Raw genomic sequence first — 23045 nt, forward strand, 5'->3', positions numbered from 1 at the left:
AGTTGGGTCCTTGGTGCGTTGTTCTGAAGTTGAGGTGCGTGTGTGAAGTGAGTCGAAGGTCCGAGGAGATCAATCATGCGGCTCGCCGTTGCTGGAGGCAAATGGGCTGATTGGCAGGTTGATTCCGTTGTTGTTGCTGAGCGAGTTCAGCCAGTCGAACGGCGACCATGCCGTTGAGTTGGTGCCCGCCTCGGACGGAAGAAAACTGTCCTATCAAACTGACGCCGGCCAGGGAAAGGTCACCGATCAGGTCCAGTGTTTTGTGGCGGGCGCACTCGTTGCGGAATCGATACTCGTTCTCGACAGGTCCTTCGTCACTGATCACCAGGAGGTCTTGGTGTGTGACGTGGGAGGCAACGCCGGACTGGCGAAGTTGCAAGGCTTGGTCGGCAGTCACGAACGTGCGTGCAGAAGCGACTTGGCGTGCAAACGTGTGCGGTGTTGGAACGCAGCGGAAGGATTGCTGCGGGATGGCGCTGGCGGGGCCGTAGTCCAAGCAGTATTCGTAAACCGCTTCACCTTGGGTGGTGGGCGAAACGTCGACGTACCCGCCACCATGTTCAAGGCGGAATGGTTCCCGGATCGTCAGTGGTTGGGACGCGGCGGCTTGGATGACCAAGCCTGCTTCTTGCAGTGCCTCGACGTAAGGCAGGGAGCTTCCGTCCAGGCCAGGGAGTTCTTCTGAGGTGATTTCGACGCGGCAGTTGTCGATTTCGAGGCCTGCGAAGGCGGCCATCAAGTGCTCGACCATTTCAAATTTGGCCGGGCCGTTGGCGAGGTTCGTTCGGAATGAAACGCCCGTTGCAAACTGAGTGTTCGCAGGGCATTCCGGTTCGCCAGGCAGGTCGGATCGCACGAGTACGATTCCTGTTCCGGCTGGCGCGGGGCAGCAGGTGACGCGGACGTCCTTGCCGCTCCAGTAGCCGCGGCCGCTGATCGCACAGCTCGAGGCGATTGTGTGTTCGTTGCGAATCCCCATCACGCTGCGAGCCTCCTTGCACGCGAGCGAAGCCTGATTGTCATCAACGGAGTGACGATGTGCCCCATTGGTATCCTTGGAGAGCGTCACGAATCCTTGCGACGCTCGGTCGGTGGCTCAAGCGATGCTCGAGCCACCTTTTGAATTGTCAGTCAGGACGACTGGACTACTGACGGTTTGGCGTTCCGCCAGCCATCAGTTTCTTGTCGAGGTAGCTCATGACCGCACCGGTCATGTCCAGTTGCTCATCGTGGTAGACGATGTTTCGCATCACGCCACGAATGACCGACTCGCCATGTGCCAGGTCCATGTCTTCGCTGTTGTAACGCAAAACCAAGTTGATTTTGTGGTACTCGGCGATCGCTTGGACGCCCGAAGTGATGAGCTGGTAGTTGTCGTAGTAGATCTTGGCTTCGCGATCGGCGAGCTCTTTGCGTTTGCGGGCCATGTCCAAACGGAGTTTGGATTCCATGGACGCAACGCGTTCTTCTTGAGCGGTGTACTCAGGGGAGCTGGGTTGGAAGGTCTTCAGCTTTTCAGCCGCTGCCTTCAGCTCCTCTCGTTTCGCTGTCAGTTCGGTGTCGAAGGACTTCAAGTTGTCCTCCACCGCCTTGACTTGCTGTTTGATACCTTCGTTGTTTTTGAAGATGTACGCGACATCCACAACGGCGATGCGGTGGCCTGCGTCTTGGGCGGATGCCGAAGTCGGTGCCGATACGCTGACGGTGGTCATGGCCATGGCGATGGCCGAAAGAACGATGGTTCGCACGTCCGCTACTCCTTGCGTGGTGAATGCGATTGTCTGATTCATGCCCGCTTGACTGGCTCCGGTTTCCTCACCGAAATCAAGCATTGCTGCCGGTCATTGTGTCAATCCATTCCGACCGCTTCAAGGCGGATCGGGGCGGTTTGAACAGCAGTTTGGCAATTTTCTTGGCTTCTTATCTTGTTCATCTTGCCCGAAGTCGCACGTTCAATTCCATCTGTTCTTGATCACGCTGGATTGTCAGTCGCAGCGAGTCTCCGGGCGACTTCGGTCGAAGTTCTTCCCGTAGATCGTTGACGGTTTGAATGGTGCGGTCTCCGGCTTTGATCAACTGATCGCCCACTTGGATGCCACCTTCCTTGGCAGCACTGGGATCCATCACTTCGGCGACTTCGTTGGAATTGGGATCCATTTGGATGCCCAGAACCACCGTCATCTGATGCCGAATCTGAAAGTCTTTGTTGGTCTGCGTGTACGGAGGGCGCTCGTCCATCGTGGCGACACGATTGGCGGCCTGAGAAACGATATCGGTTATGCGGGTCATCCCATCCAGGTTAAGTTTCTCAAAATCATCACTTGGACGGTGATAATCACTGTGCAGGCCTGTGAAGAAGAACAGCACGGGGACCCCAGCTTCGTAAAACGAGGCGTGATCGCTGGGGCCGTACCCGGTTGGGACGAGATTGAGCTTGAACGGTCGCGATGTTTGCTGCATGTCCTTGTTCAGGTTCTGGACCAGTGTTTCGAATCCAGCGGAAGTTCCGGTTCCATAGACAGTCAGTTCGTTGTCGCGAAGTCGACCGACCATGTCCATGTTCAGCATCGCGACGGTGTTCGAGATCGGAAACCGAGGCTGGGAACAGTAGTGTTTGCTACCCAGCAAGCCACGTTCTTCGCCGGTGAAGGCGATGAATACGATTCGTCGGTGAGCGGTCGTCTGGTTCAGTTGTTCAACGACACGTTCGGCGACGGCCAACATGGTGGAAGTGCCTGAGGCGTTGTCATCGGCGCCGTTGTGGATCTCGATGGTTCCGGGGGCAAGCGACCCCATGCCGCCCATCCCAACGTGGTCATAGTGAGCCCCGATCACGACGGTTTCATCGGCCAGTTTGCCTTTTCCTTCCAGCACACCCAGCACATTGGGGCTGGTCGCGGTCGCTTGGGTCAGACCCACCTGGAGGCGGCCACGCAGTCCTGTGGATGCGATCCCTTTCGGTTTGTAGTCCGCGTCAATGGCTTGCTCGACCGTGGTCAAACCCTTCGCAAAGATCGCTCGGGAGTCGCCGTCCTTGTTCGCCGATGGCAGGGAAGCCATTTGTTTCAGCAAACGATCGGCGGCTTCACGCGAAATCGAGGCGACGGGGATGGCGGGACGTCGCGATGACTTGCCTGGCTGCGGGCCGGCGGACTTTTCGTTGCCCTTGAGGGGACGCATTCCGGCTTCGGCGACACCGAGCAATCCCCACTGGGCTTGCGCAACTTCCCGTTCACGATTGCCCAGCATCTCGTTGACTCGATCGAGTTGCTTGGTCAGTGCAGCCCGCAGATTGGTGGCTTCAGCAGGCAACGCGTTGAGCTGAGCTGTTAACGCTTGGAGGCGTTTTTCCTCGGCTCGATAGCGCTGGTGGATCGCTTGCACCAGGCGCTCAGTGCTCACCGGATCGTTGACAAGCAGCACGCCCACGGCGCCCTGGTCGATCGCGGTTGAAATTTTGGTATCAAAGAAGGCATGGCGGGTGTTCTTCACGCCATCGAAGGGGCTGTTTGGGTCCGCGAAACCAGGCTCTTTGCGAAGCATCATCACGATTTTGCCTTCGACAGAACCCTTCTTCTTGGTGTTTTGCTGGCCGCTGGCTTGTTCGAAAGCTGCGTAGTCGTCGTATCCCAGTTCGGCGGCGCGGATGCCGTATCCCACCCAAACGATGTCGGCTTCGACGTCACCTTGGGTGGTGCCGATCGCCAGGGGCATGAATTGGTTTTCCAGTTCGATTTCGGTCGATTCCGTGCCAGGGGAGGACCAGCGGAGGCGATTGTCATCGGGCGAAGTCGGTTGCGATCCCGTGGCCATTTCGACCGGTTGCATCGGGGAATCGCCATACAGGCGAGTTTCCAGTCCGATTTCGCGATATCGTTCGGCGATGTAATCCGCCGCTTTCAGGATCTCGGGGCCCACTGCGCTGCGCCCGGCCAGTTCTTCGCTGGTCAAGTACTTCAGGTCCTTGGCCAGTGACTCGGCTGACTCCGCCGGAGACCGCGTGGCGTTTGGATTGGCGGCTGATTTTGGAGTCAACTCTTCTGCGTTGAGGGAAGGAATCGCCATTCCGAGCGTGAGCAGAGCGATTCCCAAGCGGTGAAAAGCGAATGAGATTCGGTTCCCAAGCGTGCCAATCGTGTTCCTTCGCGTCATCATTTGCTTCCAGAAGTAGTGACTGAGATCGTTTCGCGAGCAGGTGTGGGGTGGACCTCGTTATACCTGTTGAAGTCGGCTGTTTGTTCGGTCGGTCCGGTCGAGTTGCGGGGCCAGATCGAAACTTAGTTCGAAGCGAACGTGCATTCTCGTTGCCAAAACCACTGTTCTCCAGATAGAATTTGCGTTCGGAAGAGGGAGATGCGGTGGCTGCATTGGCGCTCGTTCCCTCCCACCAGTCGCTCACCGGTGGCCGAGACAGCCTCTTGTTTCGGTCACCGGCGCGGGACTGAAGATTTGACACCCCTGTCGTTTCTTCCCCATCCCACTCTCTGAGGTCTCCCTGCGCGTGTCACCCTCGTCACCGAAATCTTCTCGTGATCCGTCACGAGAACCGCTCTCGCCATCGGCGTTGGAAACGAATCAGGCGAACTCCAACGAGTTCTCTGCCTCTTCGGATCAACTTGGAACGCAAGCCATTCGCTTGGTGGACGCGTCGGACGACGAACCGTACGCGGATGCATTTGCAAAGATTCAGCGTTGCCAGGAGATTCTGGGCTACGACTTTCAGGACCTCGATCTGCTGCGGTCGGCTTTGACGCACGCATCTGGGGCATCGAATCGATTGGCCAGCAATGAGCGACTGGAATTTCTTGGTGACTCGGTTCTTGGGCTGACCGTTTGCGAATGGTTGTTCAATGAATACCCGGAATACAGCGAAGGAGATCTGACGAAGATTAAATCCGCTGTCGTCAGTCGTCGTTCGTGTGGCAAAGCCGCCTGTAAACTTGGGCTGGATCAATGTTTGATCGTTGGCCGTGGCGTGACCCGAAATCGCAGCTACCCCAAATCACTGGTCAGCGACGTCTTCGAAGCTGTCATCGCGGCTTTGTACATTGACGGTGGCCCCGAAATCGTTCGCGATCGATTGAAAGAATGGTTGGCCGATGAGGTCAACTTAGCCGTCGACACGCAAGGGTCCGGGAATCACAAATCCGTGCTGCAGCAATACGCTCAGCGGGAACTGTCTGCGACGCCAGTCTACAAGCTGATTCGCGAGACAGGGCCGGACCATCGCAAGATGTTCTTGATGGGGGCGATGGTGGACGATCGCAGTTTCGCTCCTGCGTGGGGCAACAACAAAAAAGACGCCGAGCAGCGTGCCGCCGCCAATGCATTGGCGGAGTTGCACGGCAATTCGGTGCCTTACGACAGTGATCAACCACCGGTCTAGTGGGCCAATTTTAATGAAGCGGTCGGTTGGTCTCGCCTCGCCACGATTCAGATGAACCGAGGGCATGAGTTCCGTGTCAGAGGTGGGGACATGCTGACGGGTTGCGGCTTCTGGGCCGCGTTGGGACTCTGACGCCACACTGCCCGCCATTCGTTTGATTGAGCCGTTCCGTGACCACGGACACCACCGCTTCCGATTTCGCCTCTTCACCTGATTCGGTCCCCGTCCAATTTTCATGGGGAGTGACGCTGGCCATCGTGGGGACCTTTCTGTTCGCGTTGAAGTCAATTTTTATCAAGCTTGCCTTTGCCGCCGGCGCCGACGCAACCTTGTTGCTCGCGATTCGAATGGTGTTGGCTTTCCCGTTCTATGTTGTTGTCTTTGCCGTGCTCCTTCGGCGACGTCGATCGCACTCCGCTTGCACGGGTTCTGCTGCTTTCCCCATCCGAATTGTGGTCCGATCGTTGCTGCTCGGGTTCTTGGGGTACTACCTGGCGTCCTACTTGGACTTGTCAGGGCTGGAATACATCTCGGCCCAGCTCGAACGATTGACGTTGTTCACTTACCCAGCCATGGTTGCTGCATTGGCGTGGATGTTTCTCGGCGAGCAGGTCAATGCAAAGATTCTGATGGCGATTGGGCTGTCCTACGCCGGCGTGTGGTTGATGTACGGGCAAGAGCGATCGTTCACGCCCGACGGCAACACAGGTTGGGGCGTGTTCTTGGTGTTTGGTGCGGCACTCAGCTACTCACTGTACGTGTTGTTCGCCAAGCCGGTGATGCAGAAGATTGGCAGTCGCGAATTCACCAGCCTCGCGATGATCGGGTCGACGTTCTTCGTCGTGATTCATTTTCTCTGCACGCATTCGATCGGCGACTTTTTCGACGCCCAGCCAATTGTGTACGTGTATGGACTGGTGCTCGCGTTTGTTTGCACAGTGATCCCAAGCTTCATGATCAACGAAGCGATCTTGAAGATCGGAGCGACTCGGACGACCGTGATCGGCTCCGTTGGTCCTGTCTTGACCATGTTCCTCGCAGTCGCGGTTCTCGACGAGCCTTCGTCCTGGAAGCACTTGGCGGGCATGTCCATCGCGATTGTCGGCGTCAGCCTGGTCGCCAAAAAATGACCCTCCCATTTGGTGCCAGCCACTTTGTGGCATAAGGTGCCAGCCACCTTGTGGATTTGGACGAAGCCTTGGACCTGAGTTTCATATGGTGCCAGCCACTTTTCCGAGAGTGCAGGCGTCGCGAATGGAGAGTGAATCCCACGGGGGCATCGCGAATTTCAGGGAAGAATCGTGAGCTCAGTGGCTCCGCCTCTCAATTGAGGGCGTTGGAGCGCAGCAGAGTAGAACAGTTGTCCCCAACTGTTCCGTCGCCCCTTGCACCACTGCGAAGGATGACGCGTGCTTTGACCTTGCTGCTCAGGCAAAGCAGGCTGCGGCTTGGACCTGGCCGCGGTGGTGATGGCGGCCGGTTCGTTCTGCATCCGCTTTCAGCGATTCAGGGCGACCGATGCAGCTGGTTTTGCCAAAGTATTTCTGCCAGTCCCACACCAAGTCTCGCCACATCGAAGCGTCGATTCCGATTTCGGAAAGCGTTTGGGCGAGACGCTTGGGCAGTTCAGTCGCTCGGCAGGCAATCGGTTGCGCCGCGGTCCAGTCCAGCAACCGTTTGTAATCGCTCCAGCGGATGTTCAAGAATCCGCGATCGCTGCTGCGGAGCCCTTTCGTGTGGACTTGCGGTTCGGTGGACAGTTTGGTTTCGCTCAACGTCAGAGGGCTCAACCATTCGTCTCGCCGGATCCGTTTCCCGGTTGGATTGCGTCGCTTCGCCCTGCGTTTTTCCTGAAGAACTTCGACCGGCGTTTCTCGAATTTCTCGTCCGGCTTCTTCCGTCGGAATCGGTTTCAGATCAAAGGCGGCCGAAGGGATTCGTTCGCCCTTGCGAGCTTCGATCCGGTCGTAGGCACTGGTGTGCGGGCTGGTCTCGGGAGTCGCCGTCAGCGCTGCGCGGACCGGATTCAGATCGACGTACATGCTGCAGGCGAGCAAGCCTGCCTCGTCGACGATTTTCTGTGCTTTGAAGCGACCTTCCCAAAATCTGCCGGTGCACTCGTCCTGTTTGTTCGCCAGTCGGGCAATGGGTTCGGCCAGGGCTCTCATGTACCAAGAGATGTCTGACAAGCGGCGACGGATTTCAGTCAGCCGCTCCTTGTTGCGAACCAGCATTTGCACATCGTTTTCAGTCGGCTCGGCCAAGTGTTCTTCGAGGCGTCGACCGGGGAACACACGCAGCCAGCGAATCGCAACTTCCTCGTCGCTCCATTGAGCACAGACATCCGGTCGGTTGCGGAGAATCTGATGCATGTGATTGCTCAACACCGCGTACGAAAGCACATCGACCGCGAACACCGAAGCCAGAGCTTCCATCCGCCGGCGAATCCATTCCCTGCGGAACGAGAAGTCCTTGCCGGTCGCCTGGTCGACACCGGCAAGGAAGGCGCGTCGCACACATCGCTGGACCACGTGCACGATCCCCACTTCGCTGGGATCAAACTGTTCGCTTCGCTGAGGCCGCGGCATCGCTCTGCTCTCCAGTGGGATTGACAAGACAAAAGCATCGTATGCATCGCCGCAGCAAAGTCAAATCAAGGTGGCTGGCACCATATGGAGAACTTTAGTTTGCGTTGGTGTTGAGAGGTTTCTCAACCACGAACGCTCTTGGGAAATCAGCGGCGGTGTTTCCACCCTGCTCAGCCCAACGCTTGTTGTTGGAGCCCCCGCGAGGTTGATTCATGGGGATGTCCATGCCGCCTTCGTCTCCCAGCATTTCGTAGAGCTGGTTTTCCATCTCCTTGGCAACCGATTTGTAGTCCGGGTCGTGGATCAAGTTGTTCAGTTCATCCGGATCGGTTTGCAGGTCATAGAGTTCGTCGGTGTCCCACAATCCGTAGTAGGTGATGTACTTGAAGCGATCCCCACGCAAGGCAAATTGGGTTGGCGTTTGAGGGAAGTTCTTTTCCCAGTAGTACACGTACAAAAAGTACTTCCGCCAATCGGCGTCGCGATTGTTAGGCAGGTCAAGGAAGCTTTGTCCGTCCATGTAATCCGGTGTTTGCAACCCAGCAGCATGCAACACGGTCGGCCCGACGTCGATGTTTCCAATCACGTTTTCAATGGGCGTGCCGCCTTCAAATAAGTTGGGGCACTGCATCAACATCGGTACTCGAATGGATGCTTCGTAGGAAACCCGTTTGTCGATCAATCCGTGTTCGCCCCACATGAATCCGTTGTCGCCCATGTAAATGACCAGCGTGTCGTCGTGGATTCCCATGTCCTTGAGTTGCTGCAACACTCGGCCAACACTGTCATCCACAGCAAGCACTGATTCGCAATAGCGGCGATAGAGATAGTCGAGCCCTTTGTCGCTGTGGTACGAAAAGTCGATTCCGTGCCAACTGTTTTTCTGGTCCCTCACCCAACGCGGTGTGTTTCTGTCAGCGGAAAGCTCTTTTCCCGTCGGCAGGAAACTGAGGTCAGCATCGGCGTAGCGTCCTTGATGGCGCTCGGCGGGTGTGAAGTTCGAGTGAACGGCTTTGTGAGACAAGTAAAGAAAAAATGGTTTGTCGTCGTCTCGCTCTTTCAACCAATCGACGGCGTAGTCTGTCAATTCGTCGGTGATGTAACCCTTTTGCTTGACCCGTTCGCCGTTGACGTTCAGGGTGTACTTGGGACCTGGTGGCAAGTAGTTGCCCTGGCCTCGGAAGCTGACCCAATGATCAAATCCGGGACGTGGGTCATCGTGGTGCCCGCCCATGTGCCATTTGCCCACGAAGGCTGTGTCGTATCCCGCACGTTGCAAGTATTGAGGGAAGAACAACGTGCCCTCGGGGACCACTCGGTTGTTATCGATCACACGGTGCTTGTGGGTGTACAAGCCGGTCAAAATCGAGGCGCGGCTGGGCGAGCACAAACTGGTGGTGACAAACGCATTTTTGAGATGCGTTCCGTTGGCCGCGATCGAATCGAGGTGCGGTGTTTCGAGAAACGGATGGCCGGCGCAACCCATGGCGTCGAAACGATGGTCATCGGTCAGGATGAAAACCACGTTGCGAGGCTTGATCCCAGCACGCTCGGGAGTGGGTGGAAGCTGGTCGGCGGCCCGGGCAACGGTTCCGGTCAAGGCCACGCAGAGCAACGCAGCGAGAAACGGGTGGGCTTGTGAAAGTGCGGTGCGCATGTTCAACAATTCTGAGGGGCGGGATGTGGGGAAGGCCGCCATTGTAATCGAATCTCGGGGATCGCTTCGTGGTTGAACGGAGATGTTCTCCATGACTCGGCCTCGACGGCCCCCGGCACCGCCAAGTCTCAACTCCAAATCTGCGCGGTGCGTGGCAGTTTGGCCGGTTACTGGGGCTGGGCCGCGTCCCAGATCGCTTGGTCGGCTTCTTGGATGATCGGATCGAACTGCTCGATCTCGACCGCGTTGTTGCCTTGTTCGTGTTTTCGAAACAAGAACAAATAGGTTTCGTTTTGAGGGCGGTAGCGGTGGAAGAAAAACTCGTTCTTTCGAGCAATCGCTTCCAGCAACAACCGGCGTTCGGGCGCGTCGGCTAGGTTGGATCGCGTGGAGTCACGTGGTTCGGTGGATTCGCCCAGCAGGGTTCCTCCCAATTGCACGGCTAACTCGCGGTAACCCAGCTCGTTGGGCAACATGCGATCGTCTACCAATTGTTGATCCGTGGGATTCCAGTTCAGTTCCACCAACGCCAGTGATTGGGCTCGCGCGACGTCACGCAGCATTTGCTCAAAGGCGTCCAGGCCGGCTCGGTAGTGGGGGCGTCGGTCCCCAGGCATTGCGACGGGAGTCAGCAGGACCACGCGGATTTGTTGCTTCTTCAGTTGGGCGACCAAACTCAACAGGTCCGCTTGGTATCGAGCTGCATTTTCCTCGAACTGCCCCGCTTCCGATTGTCCGTACCAAATCAGTGCGACCGTCGGGTTGGCTGCCTCAATGTCCGCCAAACGTCTGGCGCGGCCCGCTTCGATGTTGTCAAAACGCTTGCGAGCGATGGCGGAGACGGTGTCGCCCGACCAACCGAGGTTGCGAAGGGAGAGCTTCCAGTCGGGACGCTGCGTCTGCAGTTCTGCTTCCAGTTGGTCTCGCGGTTGCATGCGTTCGACGAACGTGCCCCCAATGATGGCGATGCGATCGTTGGGACGCAGCAGCGAATCGACGTCCTCCGCCACAGCGGCACTCCCGCCAGCACCAAGGATGAACGCAAACAAAACAACGGCGGAAACCTTCTTGACCATGACACATTCCTCTCTGTCCGATTCGTCATCGCCTCGCACGAATCGGTACAACCATCCACCCGCGATCGCACCCACGATGGGCGCGGTCAAATACAACCAGAGCAGATTGTAATGGTTGGACATCACAGCGGGACCCAGGCTACGAGCCGGGTTCCTGTGAGCCCCCGATAAATCTCCGATCGAGTAGATCATCGTCATCACGATCAACCCCCAAACGGTGGCCACCCCCACATGAGTCAGCAGGCCAGTTTGATTGTCGACCACCATGGCCCCGCACCCAATCAACACCAAGCAGTATGTGCGGATGACTTCGCAGACTGATCGCCGGAGTAAGGAAAGCTGCATCGCGGGCAATCAAGCTCGGGTGGTGGGAAGGGGAATGACGTCTTCGATGTGATGGGCATCGACACGCAGCATTAGCAATCGGTCGACTCCGAGCGCCACGCCGCTGCATGGTGGCAAGCCCCGACGCATGGCTTGCAGCAACGTTGTTTCGACGGTCAGGGCTTGGCGTCCGTGGGCGACGCGAATTTGGTTGCTGAGTTCGTAGCGTTTTCGAAGCTCGTCTGCGTCCAGCAGTTCGTCGTAGCCATTGGCCAGCTCAACGCCTCGGTAGAACAGTTCAAAGCGTTCCGCGCACTGCGGGTCATCCTGGCAGGGTTTGGCGAGCGCGGCTTGTGTCACAGGGTACCGAGTCAGAATGGTCGGCGTGTCATTGGCGAGTTCGGGTTCGATCCGTTCGCTCAACAAAACGTCCAGCAAAGCGTCGCGATCCAGCCCAATGGAGCGGGCCAGCGTTGCGTCCATTTGAGCGACTTGGTCCTGCAGATCTCTGACTGCGATCTCAATCGGATCGAATCCGAGATGTTGTTGAAAAGCCTCGCGGTAGGTGATCGTTCGGTAGGGACGCGTGTTCAGTGTTTCGACCGCCAGGCAACCCAGCAGCTCGATCGCCGACGCCGCATCGCCGCCAACTTCGTACCATTCCAACATCGAGAACTCAACGTTGTGCCGTGATCCTGTTTCACCTTTTCGAAACACCGGTGTGATGGCGTAGATCGAAGGAGCACCCTCGGCCAGCATTCGTTTCATGGCCGATTCAGGTGACGTTTGCAGGTAAAACGTCGCGGGGGAATCCGATCCGCCAACCAGTCCGACTTGTGCCCCGTCCACCTCAATCGGATCCAAGAATGCGTCGACCACGCAGTCGCGACTCAAACACGGTGGCTGGACTTCGGCGAAGCCTCGGGCGTCGAAGAATCGGCGGAGGTCGCGAAGGAGATCGGATCTCTGCTGCAGGCGGTCCGCGAACGTGGGAATCAATGGCGGATCGGGCATCGAGGACAGCAGATGAGCAGGTTGGAGAGCGGTGAAAACAGAAAACAGGCTTTCGAGATTGCTCAAAATGAGTGTTCTTGCCCTCTCGATCGAGCTGTTTTCCTCAGAATACGGGCATCGAAAGAACAATTACATAACCGTTACACGCTTTTACATCAGGGGTGACGTCGAAACGGCTTTGCGTTGCTATTCTTCCGGCGGAAACGAGACGTTGGTCATTTTTAGGCTGCGTCTCACGACTTATTTAACGCACCACGAGACCAGGATCGTTCTCTGATGTCGACCGTTGTTGAACCAACCAAGAACCGGGCCCCTGCCAAGAGCAAGGGCAACGCTGAGCAAACCACCTCCCACGCACCCGAATCCACCACGCTGGAATCGCCTGAAACAGGCGGCAAGTTGCGTTTGGACCAACCTCGAGCCGAAGACGCCGACGGTTTCTCGTCGCTCGTCGCTCAAAAGGCCGCCAAAAAGCGAGATTTGGCGAAGCCGACGAAAGCCGACCGCGTTCGCGCTTCCAACATCAGTTGGTGGGCTGTCGGTTGGTTGGCCATGGCACATATTGTCTGTTTGGCCGCACCTTTCACTTTCACTTGGACCGCTTTGATCACCGCCTTGGTGCTTCACTGGGTTGCTGGCAGCCTTGGCATTTGTCTTGGTTACCACCGGTTGCTGACGCATACCGGCATGAAAACCTACAACTGGGTGCGTTACCTTTTCGCTGGGATCGGTTGTTTTGCAGGCGAAGGCTCGCCTTTGGATTGGGTTGCCGATCACCGCAAACACCACGCTCACAGTGACCTCGAAGGCGACCCACACTCGCCTCGCGATGGTGGCATCTGGAGTCACATTTTCTGGCTCGCATTCCACACCCACAACGGTGACCGTGACGCTTACCTGACTCGTTGGGTGCCGGATTTGTACAAAGACCCAGCCATGCGGGCGTTTGACCTGTTGTTCTTGCCCATCCACATTGTCGCTTCGTTTGCCCTGCTCGGTATCGGCTACGCGTTCGGTGGCTGGGATCTCGGGATCTCGATGTTGGTCTGGGGTATGTTTGTCCGCTTGGTCGCTGTGTTGCACGCGACTTGGATGGTCAACAGTGCTTCCCACATCTGGGGCTACAAGAACTACGAAACCACTGACGACAGCCGCAACAACTGGTTGGTCGCGATCGTGGCTTACGGCGAAGGCTGGCACAACAACCACCACGCTTACCCACGGATGGCCAAGCACGGTCACAAGTGGTGGGAATTCGACATCACTTGGCAAGCCATCAAACTGCTTCGCGCGGTGGGCTTGGTCTGGGATGTGGTCGATTATCGCACCGTTGCTGAAAAGAAAGCTCGCGACGCGAAGAAGGCTGCCGCAGCCTAACGCTCCTGCGTCCTCAGAGCCTCGGTCTGGTCTATTCGGGGCTTGATACAAAACGACAAGCAGCCGGTCTCTCGCGAGGCCGGCTGTTTTCATGCGCGGACGATGCCTTTGCCACAGAAAAACGGAAAGCCCGGAGCGGATCCCAATGTCGGGGCGGGCGACGTGGCACCCCGTCAACGGATTGGAGGCAGGTAGCACGCCAGTTTGTTGGTGGGGCCACCGCGCCCTGATCAGTCTTGGTGTTGGCTTGGATGTTTCGTCATCCATGGCCGAAAAAGCGAGCTGACCAAGGGGGCACGAGTCCCGTTCTGACCGCCCGCGACAGGACACAGCGTCTCGGAAGACGACCTAGCTGACGAAGCCTGATCCGAGGAGCCAAACCCAGGTTGTGAAATCGCCCAGACCCTCGTATCGTCCGGCAGTTTCTTTCCTTGGGGCTTCGGAGACCATGAACCCGATTCTCGTTCTCCTTTGTGTGATTGCGTTGGGCCTGCTGATTGGCCGAGTGTCGTTTCGCGGCATTTCGCTGGGCACGTCTGCGATTTTGTTTGTTGCGTTGCTCGCCGGGCATTTTGGCTGGAGCATTCCAACCGGCTTCGGCACCTTGGGATTGGCCCTCTTTGTGTATTGCGTCGGCATTTCCGCGGGACCGACCTTTTTTCGAGGGCTCGCGTCTCATGGCCGAGCCATGGCGATCACCGGATCCGTGATTGTGCTGACCGGAGTCGCAGTGACTTGGGTCTGCGCACGGTTGTTGGACCTCCCGGCGGAGCTGGCTGGCGGTTTGATGGCTGGTGCAATGACCAGCACCCCTGCCCTGGGTGCGATCACTCAATCATCCGAAGATCCGGCAGCTGTCGCGGTCGGTTTTGGTGTGGCGTATCCCATTGGCATCATCGCTGTGGTTCTGTTTGTGCAGATCGCGATCAAACTGTTCGCCAAGACAAATGACGAGGAAAACAGTTCCAATTCGGATTCTTCGGAACCTTCCACTGCTGAAATCGCTGAGTCGAGCAGCATTGGGCGACGTGTGGTGCGAATCGCGAATCCAGTGGTGGCGGGGAAACGTCCCAGCGATATCGCCGCGTTTGCGGATTCACCTTGCCAGATGTCGCGTGTTCAACGTGAAGGCCGATGGCGTCCCACGCCTCCCAATTACAAATTTGAAATTGGCGATGAAGTCATGTTGGTTGGCGGTTCGTTGGAGATCCGTCGGGTGTCGGAAACATTGGGTGAGCTGCAAGACACGGCGGATCCCGTGGTTGATGCGGATCGCGAACGCCGATATGTCGTTGTCACCTCACCGGAGATTTATGGTCGCACGCTGAAAGAGTTGCGTCTGCGATCGAAGTACGGCGTGACCATCGTTCGTGTCCAACGTCACGACGTTGAATTCGTTCCATCGTCACGAACTCGAATTGAGTTTGGGGATGGGTTGGTCGCCGTGGGAGAACCGGATGCACTGGCGAAAATCGCGACCGCTGTTGGGCATCGACCTCGAACGGTGAACGAAACCGATCTCTTGTCTTTGGTCGCCGGCATTGTGCTCGGGATTTTTGTCGGCAACTTGTCACTGCGAATCGGCGAGTTCTCGATGTCGTTGGGAATCGCTGGCGGTCCCTTGATGGTGGGACTGATTCTAGGACACTTCCGGCGACTCGGGCCCATTCGCGGTTCGTACCCTCCCGCCGCAATGTTGTTGATGACCGAAGGTGGTTTGGCGTTGTTCCTCGCGGATGCGGGATTGAACGCGGGAGCCAACGTGGTCGAAGTGCTGATGGAACGCGGCGTTTTGCTGTGTGTGGCTGCAGCGGCCATCGCCATCATCCCATTGCTGGTGGGCTTTGCCGGGTCCCGGTATTTTGGCGGGCGAACGCTTTGGCAATCGCTTGGTGCGACTTGTGGAGGCATGACATCCACGCCGGGATTGGCCGTGCTGACTGGGGCGACGGATTCCAGTCAACCGGCAACCAGCTACGTTGCGGCGTACCCCGTGGCCTTGGTTTTGATCACGGTCGCGGCACCTTGGTTGGTCGATCTGATCGGCTGATGAGGCGATCGTCCAATCAGCCTGGCTGTTTTGGGAGTGCGTTGTCTGGCCTCGTCTGAGCGAGTGCCCCATCAGGCGAGCAGGCACTCGCGAGCTGATCTGCCACTGTCGTGCCCACTAGGAACACGAGGAAAAGTGATGCGAAAGAACGCGTCAGGCCGTCTGACGGATCACTCCGTCTCAGCCATGTCACGTGCGTGGTAGCTGCTACGCACGAAGGGGCCGCTGGCGACCTTCTTGAATCCCATCGACTTCGCAATGTCGGCCAGTTCATCGAATTCTTCGGGCGGCACGTAGCGAACCACGGGCAGGTACTTGTCGCCCGGTTGCAGATACTGCCCCAGGGTCAAGAAGTCGACGTCGTGTTCGCGAAGATCGGACAGTGCGTCCAACAATTCGCCTCGTTCTTCGCCCAATCCCAACATCAAGCCACTTTTGGTTTTGACTTCGGCGTCGTAGCGTTTGACTTCCCGCATCATTTGCAGCGTCCACGCGTAGTCGCTCTTGGGTCCGCGAACACGACGATACAGGCGTGGCACGGTTTCCATGTTGTGATTGAACACGGTGGGCTTGGCTTCGATCACGCGAGCCAAGGCTTCTTTGCAATGCACAAAGTCAGGCGTCAAGACTTCCGTGGTCGCTCCGGTGCGTTCGCGAACAGCGATGACGCAGTTGTGGAAGTGGTCGGCACCGCCGTCGGGCAGGTCATCTCGGGTGACGCTGGTGATGACGACGTGTTTCAGTCCCAAACGCTCCGCTGCTTTCGCGATTCGTTCCGGTTCATCGACGGCGGGGGCCGCCGGTGGACGCCCTCGGCTGACGGCACAGAATCCACAGGGCCGTGTGCAGACATTGCCCAGCACCATGAATGTCGCCGTCTGCTGGCTGTAACATTCCATCCGGTTGGGGCACTTGGCGTTGTCGCAAACGGTTTCCAACCCGTACTCCTCCATCAGCGAATCGGTCAGGTGATTCGAGTTGGATTTTGGGATGGGACGTTTGAGCCAGCGAGGCAACCGTCCCGTCGAGCTGACGTCGGTGCCCGCAGGCATTTCTGGTTCGGCGACAACTGGCAATCGAAAAGCCATCGGCGTCTGTCCGGATGAAAGGCAAAAAATCAAAAATCAATGGTCGACGGGGGACCGAACCGTTCCGCGGAAGCGTCCGTAACCCAAGCCGACCCTGAATCAGTGTAGAGGCCTGTCATTGTAGTGGGCCGGGTGGAAATCGAAAATGGTCGCCCCATGCTGCTTTTGTGCGATCCCGATACAATCACGGCCATGTCAAAGAACAAAAGTAAAAAGCAGCCCACCTTGACCGAGGCTGGCGCAAAAAAAGCGGCCGGTAAGAAGTCAGGGAAGGGAAAAAGCAAAAACGCGAAAAAGAATCAACCGAACATCACACCGGTCGCTGAAAACCGCAAAGCGAAGTTCCGCTACGAGATTCTCGACAGCGTCGAGTGCGGCATGATGCTGATGGGCAGCGAAGTCAAATCCATGCGAGAAGGCAAACTTTCCCTCGATGAAGCGCACATTCGCGCCACCAACGGGGAACTCTGGTTGGTCGGTTCGGACATCGCTCATTACAACAACGCGGGAATGTGGAACCATGATCCCCGCCGTCCTCGCAAGTTGCTGGTGCACGCCAAAGAATTCGAGAAATTCGCGGGACGCGCGTTTGAACGAGGACTGACCCTGATCCCGCTGCGGGTGTATTTCAGCGAACGAGGCTTGGCCAAGTGTGTGATGGGATTGGTCAAAGGGAAGAAAATTCACGACAAACGCGAAACGATCAAGAAACGTGAGACCGACCGTGGGCTGCAAAGAGCCATGCGGCGTAAATAGTTTGAGCCATGCGGCGTAAATAGTCTGAGCCATGCGGCGTAAATAATCCGAGCCAAGTTGAATGAGCCGAACGGCGTTCACCGCGGCTCTTTTCAGAATCGTGCGCGGCTTGTGGCTCACGAAGCACCTATCCCCCAATCATTCCAGCGACATGCTAGCGATTGAAAATCTGATCAAACGATTCGATCAACCTGGTGGAGGCGAACTGACGGTGCTGGATGTGCCCCAGTTCAACATCGCGGTCGGCGAACAAGTCGCCTTGATCGGTCAAAGCGGTGGCGGCAAAACCACGTTGTTGCACCTCATTGCAGGGATGTTGTCAGCGACCTCCGGTTCCATCCGCATCAACAACTTGGAACTCACCCGACTGAGTGAGCAGGGCCGCGATCGGTTTCGAGCGGGAACGATTGGCTACGTCTTCCAAACGTTCAACCTGTTGCCTGCCTTCTCGGCACTGGAGAACGTCAAGTTGGGAATGTCGTTCGGAAGCGGAAGCGTTGATGCCGCCCGAGCGTCGGACTTGCTCGATCGAGTCGGCCTTTCTGATCGAGCGAACTATCGTCCGAATCAATTGTCGGTGGGGCAACAGCAGCGAGTCGCGATCGCTCGGGCTCTCGCTGGTCGTCCCAAACTGTTGTTGGCCGATGAGCCCACCGCGAATGTGGACCCGGCCAGTGCCGACACGGTGTTGAACTTGATCATCGATTCGTGTCGTGACGAGGAGATCTCATTGTTGATGGTCACGCACAGCATGGATGTGGCCCAGCGTTTTCAGCGCGTTGACAAACTGGAAGACATCAACCGAGCCTTTTCACCCTTGGGGGCCGGATCATGAGCCTGTTGTTCATCGCTTGGCGAAACTTTCGCTACCGTGCTTTGTCGAGTTTCTTGACCACCTTGTCGCTGACGTTGGGCGTCGGTTTGGTGGTTCTGGTGATGTCGGTTTACGGCATCATCAGTGAAGCGTTCGTACGCAACGCGTCAGTGGGATACAACCTGGTCGTTGGTCCCAAAGGCAGCACGCTGCAACTGACGCTCAATGCGGTCTACTACCTCAGTCAACCGATTGAGAACCTTCCCTACACCGAGTACATGGAGTTTTATCCGAAGGAGAAGCGAGCTGAGATGGTTCGCACTTTCGGGGGAGATCCGGCTCTGGGGGAACGTGACGGGGTGTACTCTGGGTTCATGACCGATGGCTATGCGATCCCGCTCGCGCTGGGAGATTACTTCGGTGAATTTCGAGTTGTTGGTACCACACCCGACTTCTTTGAGTTGTTGAAACACGGCCCTGATGCCGATCAGCCGTTCACCTTCGAAGAGGGACGCAACTTTGAATTTCGCAACGAAGAGAACAGCTACTTCGAATGCGTGTTGGGTTCCCGCGTTGCAGCACAAATGGGAATGCGTGTCGGCGATGTGATGAACCCTACGCACGGCGATCCGGAAGGCAAAGGCCATGGGCAAGGGTTCCTGATTGTCGGGGTGTTGGATCCCACTGGAACGCCGAATGACCGCGCCGCGTTTGTCAACTTGGAAGGCTTTTACTTGCTCGAAGGGCACGCGAAACCGATTCCGGATGATGCCGTGATCGTGCTTCCTGAATCAGCCGAGACGGCTGGGCCGGACGAACCGTTGTTGCTGACGATTCCTGAACGGGAGGTCACGTCGATCCTGGTTCGCAATGGCAACCTGATGATGGCTCCCATGCTTCAAAACCGAATCAAGGAAAGCGTGCGAGCGGAAGCTGCGACGCCAATCGGCGAAATCAACAAACTGATGACGATGATTGTTGGTCCGCTGATGCAAGCCTTGCTGGCCATCACGTTGATCACTTGCGTGGTCGCTGCCGTGGGAGTTTTGGTGGCGATTTACAATTCGATGAACGACCGCAAACGAGACATCGCGGTGATGCGTGCCCTGGGGGCTCGCCGCGGCAATGTGACGTGGATCATTTTGTTTGAGAGTTTGATCATTGCCCTCGTCGGTGGCATCGCCGGCTGGGTGCTGGCTCACCTGGGAATTCTCGCGGCCAGTCCGTTGATCGAGGCCCGCACCGGTGTCCAGGTTGGCTTTTTCTCGATGAGCACGTATGAGCTTTATCTGTTGCCGTTGGTGATTGGATTGAGTTTGTTGGCTGGCATTGTCCCGGCCGCGTCCGCCTACCGCACGGACGTGGGCACGAACCTGTCGGCCTAGCCCATTTGTTCGACGATCCTGAGCCTGTCTCCTACGCCGGAGTCGATGGGCGACAATCGGCTTGTTGGAGAATGCTAAACTGGCCGGTCCTACCTCCCACCTTGAGAATGGACCACCATGAATTGCCGTCCCCCCCGCCGAGTCACTTGCTCCCTGTTCTTCGCGTCGATCACGGCGTTTTCCGTTGGCACATTTGCGATGTTGCCGTTCGCCCTTGCTGCTGAACCGGTCGGGGATGGTGTTGCCGACGACACCGCTGCGATTCAGCAATGGATTGATGCCGAACGCGACGTGCAACTTCCGGTGGGAACGTACCGGATCACCCGTCCGCTTCGCGTCGATCTGAAGAGCACGGGTGCGATCGCATTCCAAGGCGAGGGACGCAGTCGGATCGTGATGGCGGGACCTGGCCCAGCGATCCAGGTCATGGGGACTCATGCTGGAACGGCGGACCCTTCGACTGTGACAGACGACATTTGGAATCAGCAGAATGCCGTGATCATTTCAGACTTGGAGATTGTCGGTGAGCATCCGCAAGCTGACGGCGTCGAACTGTCGGGAACGATGCAGCCCACGCTTCACAACCTGACGATTCGAAAGTCGCGACATGCGATTCATTTGGTGGATCGCAATCGCAACGTGATCGTCAGTGATTGCCATCTCTACGAGAACTCCGGCGTTGGACTGTTTCTGGATGCGGTCAACCTGCATCAAATCAACGTCACGGGAAGTCACATCAGCTACAATGCCGGTGGCGGAATTGCTTCGCATGATGGCAACGTTCGTAACTTGCACATCACTGGTTGCGACATCGAAGGCAACATGGGGTCCGCCGACGCCGCTTCTTCCGCCAATGTTTGGTTGACCAGTGGGTCGGGATCAATCGGAGAAGTGGCGATCACCGGTTGCACGATCCAGCACACCCATCAAGGCAAAGACTCTGCCAACATCCGGATCGATTTGCACAGCCAGCAGGTCAACGGCACGGAGGAACGTCGGCATGGCAACATCACGATCAGCGGCAACATCCTCTCTGACACTCAAGTCAACGTTCACCTGCGGCACCTGCGCAGTGCGACGGTCACCGGCAACACCATTTGGAAGGGATTCCAAAGCAACGTTGTGCTGGAAAATTGCGAAGCGGTGACGTTGGCGTCCAACGCCATGGACCGGAATCCTCGCTACCATCTGGGGCGAAACACCGTTGCCAAGCATGGTGTTCAGCTGACCGATTGCCGTGACTGCGTTCTTTCCGCCAATGTGATTCGAGGTGTCAACGATCGTCCCGCGGTGTTGGAGCTCACCCGGTGTCAGGGCATCCTCGTTCAAGGCGGGGTGTTTTCAGATGACTCGCTGCCCGCGATTTTGGCGGTGGAATGTGCGGATTGCGTGATCCGAAACAACATCGTCCGCGGCGGCGATTCCCCGATTCAGTTGCGAGACTGTGAAGGGATGCAAACGGACTGATTCGTCGCCGGACTTCTGGTGGGGCTCCGTCCGGGGCCTGTTTTCAGGACAAATTCTCCCCGAAACGATCTGTTTCGCAAAATTCGTCTGAATTTGCGGCAGGTTGCTCCAGTGACTCAAATAGGTAGTCATGTCCCCATCCCAAGTCCCGCCGCAACCGCTGACGGAGAGCGATTTCATGCGTCTCTTCGTCAAGCATGAACTTGCCTTGCGAGCGTTTGCGCGGTCGATGCTTCCCAATTGGAACGCGGTCGATGATGCGATCCAAGAAGCCAGTGTCACGATGTGGCAAAAGTTCTCTCAGTTGGATGGCGAGGACGGATTTCTTCCCTGGGCGAAGGTCATCTTGCGTTTTAAATGCCTCAGTGCTGTCACTGGATTGCGACGTGACGGACGGTTGCTCAGCGATGAGGTGTTGAAACAAATCGCGGACGAAGCGGAAGCCATCGAAACTGAGCGAGTGGTGGAGATTCGTTCGGCACTGCAAGAGTGCCTGACCAAGTTCCCTCCGCCACACCAGGAATTGTTGATGGCACCGTACCAAAGCGGCGGTCAAATCACGCAACTCGCGGAAAACGGCGGCAAAACCGTCAACGCGTTTTACAAGTTGCTGGGGCGACTCCGGCAAAAGCTTGCCGATTGCGTTCAGCAACGTTTGCAAATGGAGGCGAACTGACATGGACCCTTCTCTGTTGATACAGCAATACCTGTTGGGAACGCTTTCGGATTCACAAGTGGCTGATCTGGAACAGCTGCTCGCGAGCGACTCAAAATTGCGGAAAGAGTTTGCCATCGCCGCGGCCACGGATGCGGGACTGCGTGATCTGGCCATTCAGCGTTCGATGGAACCGCCGGTCGTTCGAGGTTCAACCACCAATCGAAACATTTGGTTGGTGGGTTGGTGTGCGATGGCTGCCTCGTTGTTGCTCGCCTTTTTGTTCACGACCGGTTCGCAATCGCCCTCTCCCATTGCCACGCTCAGCACCAGTGAAAACGCGGCATGGGAAAGTGCGTTGCCCACCACCGTCGGATCCAAGTTGGTTGCCGGAAACATGAAGTTGATGGCGGGCATTGCGACCGTTGAGTTTGAGTCGGGAGCCAGGATCACGTTCGAGGCCCCTGCCCACTTTGAATTGTTGGATGCCATGCGAGTCCGAATGGTTGATGGGGCGGCCGTGATTGATGTCCCCGAATCCGCGCATGGATTTGTCGTGGAAACACCCGGCGGATTTGCGATCGATCACGGAACTCAGTTCGCCGTTTCGGTGCAAGAGTCGTCGCAGACATCGGACTTTGAAGTGCTGCAAGGCGAGATCTCGGTTCATCATCCGGCCAGTGGAAAAGAAGTCCACTTGTTCGATGAGCAATTCGCTTCGCTTTCCGACAGCGCGTTGTCGACGCAATCGGCGACCTCGCCCGAACAAGAATACGACCAATCCAACGCTGATCGCCCACGTGTGATTCGGGTCGGTACGGAAGGGCAATCCGACTATGTCATTCGCAACAATCGCCGCGGCAAGTGGATCCATCCTGAGATGCTGATGGTCAAACGAGCGGACAGTCGCAAATGGGACATGCGAGCGATGTTTTCGATGAGCATCGATTCGGTTGACTTGAACTCGGTCTCAACTGCACGCCTGCGTCTGAACCAAGTTCCCAGTGGCAAGGGATTCGCCTCGCGATTGCCAAAACTCAACACCTTCGCGATCTATGGTGTGACCCATCGATCCAAGGAGACTTGGGGCGACGACCCGAGTTGGGAAGACGCTCCCGACATCACCGATGGCATTTTGCTTGGCAAATTTGACATTCCTCGCAGTCAACAAACGGGAACGTTTGGCATCCAGTCCGATGCGTTGCTGCAGTTCCTGCGAAACGACACGGACGGACGGGTGACCTTTGTTCTGGTGCGTGAATCGGGCTTGGTCGAAGGCACCGACCGCGGTTTGGTCCACGCGTTTGCCAACGATGCTCACCCCGAGGTCTCCGGCCCGCTTCTGGAGTTCACTTTGGACTGAGCGATTGAGATCTGCCTCCCCGCGTCCCCACCATCCTCTGGTGTC

At 57.1% G+C, this 23045-nt stretch carries 18 protein-coding genes; 10 read left to right on the forward strand and 8 right to left on the reverse strand.

The window, feature by feature from the left end:
- Window positions 1-73: 73 nt before the first annotated feature.
- The 3 genes from lpxC to PSR62_RS14035 form a co-directional block, all read right to left on the reverse strand.
- On the reverse strand, window positions 74-982 hold the full coding sequence (gene lpxC / locus PSR62_RS14025; RefSeq protein ID WP_338020198.1) for a UDP-3-O-acyl-N-acetylglucosamine deacetylase: 909 nt from the start codon (window positions 980-982) through the stop codon (window positions 74-76).
- A gap of 163 nt (window positions 983-1145) precedes the next feature.
- Complete coding sequence (locus tag PSR62_RS14030; RefSeq protein ID WP_274403626.1) at window positions 1146-1790, reverse strand: OmpH family outer membrane protein; 645 nt, start codon at window positions 1788-1790, stop codon at window positions 1146-1148.
- 139 nt (window positions 1791-1929) lie between these two features.
- On the reverse strand, window positions 1930-4155 hold the full coding sequence (locus tag PSR62_RS14035; RefSeq protein WP_274403627.1) for a M20/M25/M40 family metallo-hydrolase: 2226 nt from the start codon (window positions 4153-4155) through the stop codon (window positions 1930-1932).
- Window positions 4156-4501: 346 nt separating this feature from the next.
- Between PSR62_RS14035 and rnc the strand changes: the two genes are divergently transcribed.
- Together rnc and PSR62_RS14045 are read left to right on the forward strand one after the other, a co-directional pair.
- A complete protein-coding gene (rnc, locus tag PSR62_RS14040; protein WP_274403628.1) occupies window positions 4502-5386 on the forward strand; it encodes a ribonuclease III in 885 nt (294 codons plus the stop codon).
- Between the two features lie 170 nt (window positions 5387-5556).
- Window positions 5557-6516 (forward strand): DMT family transporter, encoded by a 960-nt coding sequence (locus tag PSR62_RS14045; protein WP_274403629.1) that lies wholly within the window; start codon window positions 5557-5559, stop codon window positions 6514-6516.
- A gap of 297 nt (window positions 6517-6813) precedes the next feature.
- Here PSR62_RS14045 and PSR62_RS14050 read toward each other — a convergent pair whose 3' ends face one another.
- From PSR62_RS14050 to epmA, 4 genes are all read right to left on the reverse strand, one after another.
- A complete protein-coding gene (locus PSR62_RS14050; RefSeq protein ID WP_274403630.1) occupies window positions 6814-7974 on the reverse strand; it encodes a hypothetical protein in 1161 nt (386 codons plus the stop codon).
- Between the two features lie 94 nt (window positions 7975-8068).
- The gene (locus PSR62_RS14055; RefSeq protein WP_274403631.1) at window positions 8069-9673 is read right to left on the reverse strand and encodes a sulfatase family protein; all 1605 of its coding nucleotides are present in this window, start codon (window positions 9671-9673) and stop codon (window positions 8069-8071) included.
- 125 nt (window positions 9674-9798) lie between these two features.
- The gene (locus tag PSR62_RS14060) at window positions 9799-11052 is read right to left on the reverse strand and encodes an aquaporin (protein ID WP_274403632.1); all 1254 of its coding nucleotides are present in this window, start codon (window positions 11050-11052) and stop codon (window positions 9799-9801) included.
- Between the two features lie 9 nt (window positions 11053-11061).
- A complete protein-coding gene (gene epmA, locus PSR62_RS14065; RefSeq protein ID WP_274408233.1) occupies window positions 11062-12045 on the reverse strand; it encodes an EF-P lysine aminoacylase EpmA in 984 nt (327 codons plus the stop codon).
- Between the two features lie 276 nt (window positions 12046-12321).
- Between epmA and PSR62_RS14070 the strand changes: the two genes are divergently transcribed.
- Together PSR62_RS14070 and PSR62_RS14075 are read left to right on the forward strand one after the other, a co-directional pair.
- The gene (locus PSR62_RS14070; RefSeq protein WP_274403633.1) at window positions 12322-13422 is read left to right on the forward strand and encodes an acyl-CoA desaturase; all 1101 of its coding nucleotides are present in this window, start codon (window positions 12322-12324) and stop codon (window positions 13420-13422) included.
- 448 nt (window positions 13423-13870) lie between these two features.
- Window positions 13871-15472, forward strand: coding sequence for an aspartate:alanine exchanger family transporter (locus PSR62_RS14075; RefSeq protein ID WP_274403634.1), 1602 nt, complete (start codon window positions 13871-13873; stop codon window positions 15470-15472).
- Between the two features lie 170 nt (window positions 15473-15642).
- On the opposite strand, the gene lipA is transcribed toward PSR62_RS14075, so the two are convergent.
- Window positions 15643-16593, reverse strand: coding sequence for a lipoyl synthase (lipA, locus tag PSR62_RS14080; RefSeq protein WP_274403635.1), 951 nt, complete (start codon window positions 16591-16593; stop codon window positions 15643-15645).
- A gap of 90 nt (window positions 16594-16683) precedes the next feature.
- On the opposite strand from lipA, the gene smpB reads away from it, so the two are divergent.
- The 6 genes from smpB to PSR62_RS14110 all read left to right on the forward strand — a co-directional run bounded on the left by smpB (window position 16684) and on the right by PSR62_RS14110 (window position 23000).
- The gene (smpB, locus tag PSR62_RS14085) at window positions 16684-17316 is read left to right on the forward strand and encodes an SsrA-binding protein SmpB (protein WP_338020077.1); all 633 of its coding nucleotides are present in this window, start codon (window positions 16684-16686) and stop codon (window positions 17314-17316) included.
- A gap of 151 nt (window positions 17317-17467) precedes the next feature.
- Window positions 17468-18151, forward strand: a complete 684-nt coding sequence (locus tag PSR62_RS14090; RefSeq protein ID WP_274403637.1) for an ABC transporter ATP-binding protein — start codon at window positions 17468-17470, stop codon at window positions 18149-18151.
- Window positions 18148-19515, forward strand: a complete 1368-nt coding sequence (locus PSR62_RS14095; RefSeq protein WP_274403638.1) for an ABC transporter permease — start codon at window positions 18148-18150, stop codon at window positions 19513-19515. Before PSR62_RS14090 ends, PSR62_RS14095 begins: the two co-directional genes overlap by 4 nt.
- A 117-nt stretch (window positions 19516-19632) precedes the next feature.
- On the forward strand, window positions 19633-20982 hold the full coding sequence (locus PSR62_RS14100; RefSeq protein ID WP_274403639.1) for a right-handed parallel beta-helix repeat-containing protein: 1350 nt from the start codon (window positions 19633-19635) through the stop codon (window positions 20980-20982).
- A gap of 130 nt (window positions 20983-21112) precedes the next feature.
- On the forward strand, window positions 21113-21658 hold the full coding sequence (locus PSR62_RS14105; RefSeq protein ID WP_274403640.1) for a sigma-70 family RNA polymerase sigma factor: 546 nt from the start codon (window positions 21113-21115) through the stop codon (window positions 21656-21658).
- A 1-nt stretch (window position 21659) separates the two neighbouring features.
- Window positions 21660-23000: a FecR domain-containing protein gene (locus PSR62_RS14110; RefSeq protein ID WP_274403641.1), complete on the forward strand. Its 1341-nt coding sequence runs from the start codon at window positions 21660-21662 to the stop codon at window positions 22998-23000.
- The last annotated feature ends 45 nt before the right edge of the window (window positions 23001-23045 follow it).

The sequence above is a fragment of the Rhodopirellula sp. P2 genome, assembly GCF_028768465.1.
Lineage (GTDB): Bacteria > Planctomycetota > Planctomycetia > Pirellulales > Pirellulaceae > Rhodopirellula.